General features: G+C 68.9%; 4 protein-coding genes and 1 pseudogene. All 5 read right to left on the reverse strand.

What is annotated here, in order from left to right; translation table 11 throughout:
- Window positions 1-323, reverse strand: a 323-nt coding sequence (locus tag IE134_RS33900) for a GTP-binding protein (protein WP_189432856.1), incomplete at its 3' end; no start/stop codon positions are given.
- Complete coding sequence (locus tag IE134_RS33905) at window positions 304-948, reverse strand: DUF742 domain-containing protein (protein WP_078614568.1); 645 nt, start codon at window positions 946-948, stop codon at window positions 304-306. The genes IE134_RS33900 and IE134_RS33905, both read right to left, overlap by 20 nt.
- 90 nt (window positions 949-1038) lie before the next feature.
- Window positions 1039-1452: a roadblock/LC7 domain-containing protein gene (locus tag IE134_RS33910; protein ID WP_006127847.1), complete on the reverse strand. Its 414-nt coding sequence runs from the start codon at window positions 1450-1452 to the stop codon at window positions 1039-1041.
- A 10-nt stretch (window positions 1453-1462) separates the two neighbouring features.
- Window positions 1463-4702, reverse strand: coding sequence for a sensor histidine kinase (locus IE134_RS33915; RefSeq protein ID WP_189432858.1), 3240 nt, complete (start codon window positions 4700-4702; stop codon window positions 1463-1465).
- A gap of 362 nt (window positions 4703-5064) precedes the next feature.
- A pseudogene (locus IE134_RS33920) lies at window positions 5065-5241 on the reverse strand (ATP-binding protein); the annotation flags it as partial.

A 5241-nucleotide genomic window follows, 5' to 3' on the forward strand; every position in this document is an offset into this window, starting at 1 on the left:
CCGATGGCGCCGCGGACCAGGTCGTCCCACATGAACCAGAAGCGGTCCTGCCCGGGCGTACCGAACAGGTACAGGATGAGGTCCTGGTCCAGGGTGATACGCCCGAAGTCCATGGCCACCGTCGTGGTGGTCTTGTCCCCGGTGTGGGTCAGATCGTCGATGCCCGCCGAGGCGGACGTCATCACGGCTTCGGTGCGCAGCGGGTTGATCTCCGAGACGGCACCGACAAACGTGGTCTTACCCACGCCGAAGCCCCCTGCCACCACGATCTTCGCCGAGGTAGTGGAGCGGGCCGCTCCGCCGCTAGAGCTTGCGAAGTCCACTGAGCACCCTTTCGAGCAGTGTCACATCTGGCTGGCCGCCGGCGGCCTCGTCGCCGCCGGGCTGATGGATGGCGACGAGTCCGGCCTCGGCCAGGTCGGCGACGAGGATCCGGGCAACGCCGAGGGGGATCGAGAGAAGGGCCGAGATCTCGGCGACCGACTTGATCTCGATGCAGAGCCGGCAGATCCGCTGGTGCTCGGGCAACTGCCCTTGCAGCCGGGCCGGATCGGCCGTAGTGCTGACCAGCGCCTCGATGGCGAGCTGGTAACGCGGTCGGGTCCGGCCGCCGGTCATGGCGTACGGACGGACCAGCGGGTTGTGCGCGGCGGGCTTGGCGGGCTCGGGAGCCCGGCGCTGCTGCACCGGCTGGATGCGCGGCTGCTGCGGCGAGTCGTACCGCTGCTGCGGTTGCTGCGGCCACCCCGGACCCGGCTGCTGCTGGGGCCACTCGGGCCCCGGGCCGCCGGGAGCACCCTGCTGCTGGTGCTCCTGCTGCTGATATGGCTGATACTGCCCGGGTCCCTGACCACCGGGTGCGGCGGGGAAGCCGAAACGGTTGTCACCGTGCTCACCCGGAACCCTCTGGTCACCGTTGTATGAGTGCCCGCCTGTGGGTGTTGCCACGTTTCCTCCTCCGACTGCCGGTCGCCGATCCCAGTGGGGCCGCGCCACCGCACTTTATGGTGCGGTGGCGAGAAACGCACTGTCTGTCTACTAGTTAAGAAGACTTCCCTGAAGTTCGGCGCGGAGGTCCGGAGTCAGGACACTGCCCGCGCGGTCCACCAGAAGGGCCATTTCGTACCCAACCAGACCGATATCGGCGTCCGGGTGGGCCAGAACGGCGAGCGAGGATCCGTCCGAGATGGACATGATGAAGAGGAATCCCCGCTCCATCTCCACAACGGTCTGATTCACGGCGCCGCCCTCGAAGATCCGCGAGGCGCCCGCGGTCAGCGACGTCAGACCGGAGGCGACGGCCGCCAGCTGGTCGGCGCGGTCGCGCGGGAAACCTTCGGACATCGCCAGCAGGAGTCCGTCGGCGGAGACCACCACCGTGTGCGACACCCCGGGGGTGTTGTCCACGAAATTGGTGATCAACCAGTTGAGATTCTGCGCCGCCTGGCTCATCGGGCTCACACTAACGCTCCTGGTTGTAGGTGGTACTGGTGTCCGACCCCGCGCTGCGTCCCCGCTGGATCCCCCGCCGCAGGTTGCTCAACCTGCCGCGGACGTCCTCGGGAGCGCGGGAGACCTGTGGGCCGCCCTGCTGGGTCTGCTCCGCCGTGCCCTCGACCAGGTTGGCCTTGGGTACGCGCCGGGGGAGACCGGAGGGGGTGATTCCGCCCGCCTTCGGCTCACGGAGCTTCTCGGCCCGCTCCCAGCGCTCGTCGTTCGTCGAGCGCCAGTCGTCGGAGCCGTCCCCGTCCGTCTGCGGGTCCTGCCGCTGTTCCTGCTGCGGGAGGGGCCGCGGGGCCGGAGCGGGCTGGTCGTTGCCGCGGCCGCCGGGGCCGGGCTGCCAGTGCTGCTGACCGCCGCGGCGCGGCAGACCGGCTTCGGTCAGCTCGTGACCGGCGTTCGGGGTGGGTCCCGGACGGTCGAAGCCTACGCGCTCCGAAGGCTCCGCGGGCGTGCTCGGAACAGATTCCGGTTCGGCCGGAGCGATCGGCTCATAACCATTCTGGAAACCGTTCTGAACAGGCCAATCATCCTGGTGGGACTGGTCCGCCGAGGCCGGGTACGCGTCGGAGTACTGACCCTGCCGGGCGTCCGGAAGGGCATATGCCGATTCCGTGTAGCCGTCGTAGCCGTCCTGCTGGTCCTGCTGCGGGTAGCCGTCCCCGGCGCCGTACTGCTGCTGCTCGTACGACCCCTGGTACTGCTGCTGCTGCGGCTGCTGCCCGTACTGGTCCTGACCGTACTGCTCTTCGGCGTAGCCCTGCTGCTGCGGCTGCTGCTGGTCGCCGTACGGGGCGCCGGCGTAGGGCTCCGGTGCGTAGCCCCGCTGTTCCCGGGTGTTGTCCGCGAAGGGGCCGCCGACGCCTGTCTGGGCCTCCAGGGCCGCCCGGCGCTCCTCGCGCATCAGCGAACGGTTGACCGGGTCCAGCTGACCCGGGTCCGCCGGCGTCTCATAGCGCGAGTCGTCGAAGCCGAGCTCCGCCGCCGTGCGCATCGGGGCCTGCTGCGGTGCCGGATCGAAGGCCGACTGCTGCTGCTCGGGGATGATCGAGGAGACGGTGAAGTCGTCGTGGCCGCCCTGCTGCTCGCCACCGCCACCGTGGGTGATGGCGTCCGGCAGCATGACCAGCGAGGTGGTCCCGGCCTGTTCGCCCGAGGGGCGCAGCTGGACCCGGATGCCGTGCCGGTCGGCCAGCCGGCCGACCACGAACAGGCCCATGCGCTGGGACACCGCGGCGTCCACGGTCGGCGGGTTGGCCAGCTTGTGGTTGATGTCGGCGAAGTCCTCGGCGGTGAGGCCGATGCCCTTGTCGTGGATCTCGACCATGACCCGGCCGTCGGGCAGCCGGGTCGCGGTGACCTTGACCTTGGTCTGCGGCGAGGAGAACGTGGTGGCGTTCTCCAGCAGCTCGGCGAGCAGGTGCACGAGGTCGGTCACGGCGCGGCCGTGGATCTCGGCCTCGGGGACGCCGGAGAGCTCGATGCGTTCGTAGGACTCCACCTCGGACGAGGCGGCCCGCAGGACGTCCACCAGCGGCACCGGCTGGTCCCAGCGGCGGCCCGGCTCCTCGCCCGCGAGGACGAGGAGGTTCTCGCCGTTGCGGCGCATACGGGTCGCCAGGTGGTCCAGCTTGAAGAGGCTCTCCAGCTGGTCCGGGTCGGCCTCGTTGTTCTCCAGGTCGGTGATCAGGGTCAGCTGGCCCTCGATGAGCGACTGGTTGCGGCGCGAGAGGTTCGTGAAGATCGCGTTGACGTTGCCCCGCAGCATGGCCTGCTCGGCGGCGAGCCGGACGGCCTCGCGGTGCACCTGGTCGAAGGCGCGGGCGACCTCGCCGATCTCGTCCTGCGTGGTGATCGGGATCGGCTGCACGCGGGTGTCGACCCGGCCCGGGTCGGTACGCGAGAGCTGGTCGACGAGGGAGGGCAGGCGCTGCTCGGCGATGCCGAAGGCGGCGGTACGCAGCTGGCGCATCGAGCGGCTCATCTGGCGGGCCATGAGCCCGGCCAGGATGAACGCGGCCAGCAGCGCGATGACGACGATGAGGCCGTTGATGATGGCGTCGGTCTTGGCGTCGGAGGAGATGTTCGCCGCCTCGTCCACCGCCTTGGTGACCAGCTCGTCCTCGACGGTGGCGTACCCCTCGAACTTCGCGGTCGCCGCGGCCATCCAGGTCTCGGGCGTGATGCCCTTCTTCGCCAGCTCCGAGGGCTCCTGCCCCTTGCCGATCTCCTGGGCCATGCCGTCGAAGACCGAGCCGTCGATGCTCGGCGGCGCCACGAAGGGCTCGCCCGCGGCATCGGCCTGTTCCTTGGCGGCCTTCAGCTGCTTGGCGCCCTCGGCGGCCTTGCCGGCCATGACCTGCTTGAGGCGGTCGACGTCGGCCTGGGTACCACCGGAGTTGAACTCGCCGAGCGCGATCTGCTCCAGGTAGTTGTACGAGCCGAAAGCCTTGACCTGGGCGTCGTACGTGGCGGGCTTCTTGCTCGGGCGCACCAGGAGGTGCATGCCGATCGAGCGCTGAAGCGATTCTGCAGCCTTGGACAGTTCGATCGCGTAGACCGTACGGCCGTAGCTCGTGATGTTGCCGGTACCGAGACCGAGCTCGTTGGAGAACTCCATCAGCGAGTGCTGGACCTGGACGTAGCCCTCTTCGGTCTTCACCGGGTCCAGGGCCTGCGAGTAGGCGGCCTTGCGCAGCTCGGGAAGCTTGGGCTCCTCGCCCTTGAAGAGCTTCAGGCGGCGTTCCAGGCCGGGCTTGGACGGCATGTCCTTCACCGCGGCGTCGAACTTCCGCGCGGCCTCGTCCGTGGTGGCCCGGGTCTGCTCGACCACATCGGCGTCACGGTCGCCCGAGAGCAGCGGCTGGGCGGTGAGGTCCCGCTCGTTCAGCAGCGCCTGCCCGTAGTCGGACGCGGCGCGCACGACGACGGCGATCTTCTCGGCCTCCTGGGCCTCGCCCCACGTGTCGATGGAGCCCTTCACCTGGAAGCCGCCCATGACCAGGCCGACCAGCACCGGGATCAGGAGGATCGCGTTCAGCCGGGTGGCCACCCGCCAGTTGCGCGGGGACAGCCGACTGGTGCTGCCGCCGGCCGCGGACTCCGTGTCGGACACATCCGCAGGTGACGCCGCAGCGCGCGGCGGCGGGGTGAAGTTGCCCCGCTCGGGCTGCGCCGCGGAGCCCTCGTTGCTTCGCCTCACTCGACCAACAACCTCTCGGCGTCGGCACCTACGTTGTGCCGGATTATTTCGTTCAGGGCCGTACTACTGGGGAGTTCGTCGAATTGCAGCACGGGGACGGGCCCCGTTCCAAACACTCGGAATCACCGATTCCGAGTGGCCCAGGCCTCAGATAAATCGGGCATAAAGAGCGAGCCCCGTCAAAAGGCGGGGCTCATGTGAGCGCAGTGGCACCGAATGGATGCATCGGGTGGCGGTGCGGAGTCAATTCTCTGTCGAAACGTTATGAACACGGGGGCGGATCGTGTCAAACGACACAGGCCGCCCCCGCGTGACTACTGCAACTTCCGTATACCGATATCGACTTGTGCCTGGTGGGAGTACTACTTCAGGCGTGCCATCAGAGCGTGCTCGACCAGCGTGATCAGACCGCTCTTGGCGTCGGCCCGGTGGCGGGCGTCCGTCGTGATGATGGGCGCGTCGGGCCCGATCTGGAGCGCTTCGCGGACCTCGTCGGGGGTGTAGGGCTGGTGTCCGTCGAAGCCGTTGAGGGCGATGAC

The organism is Streptomyces rubiginosohelvolus, assembly GCF_014649875.1.
GTDB lineage: Bacteria > Actinomycetota > Actinomycetes > Streptomycetales > Streptomycetaceae > Streptomyces > Streptomyces rubiginosohelvolus.

Excerpts from the sequence above, each read along its gene's own strand:
- IE134_RS33910 (WP_006127847.1), bottom strand. The coding sequence starts at position 1,452 with ATGAGCCAGGCGGCGCAGAATCTCAACTGGTTGATCACCAATTTCGTG.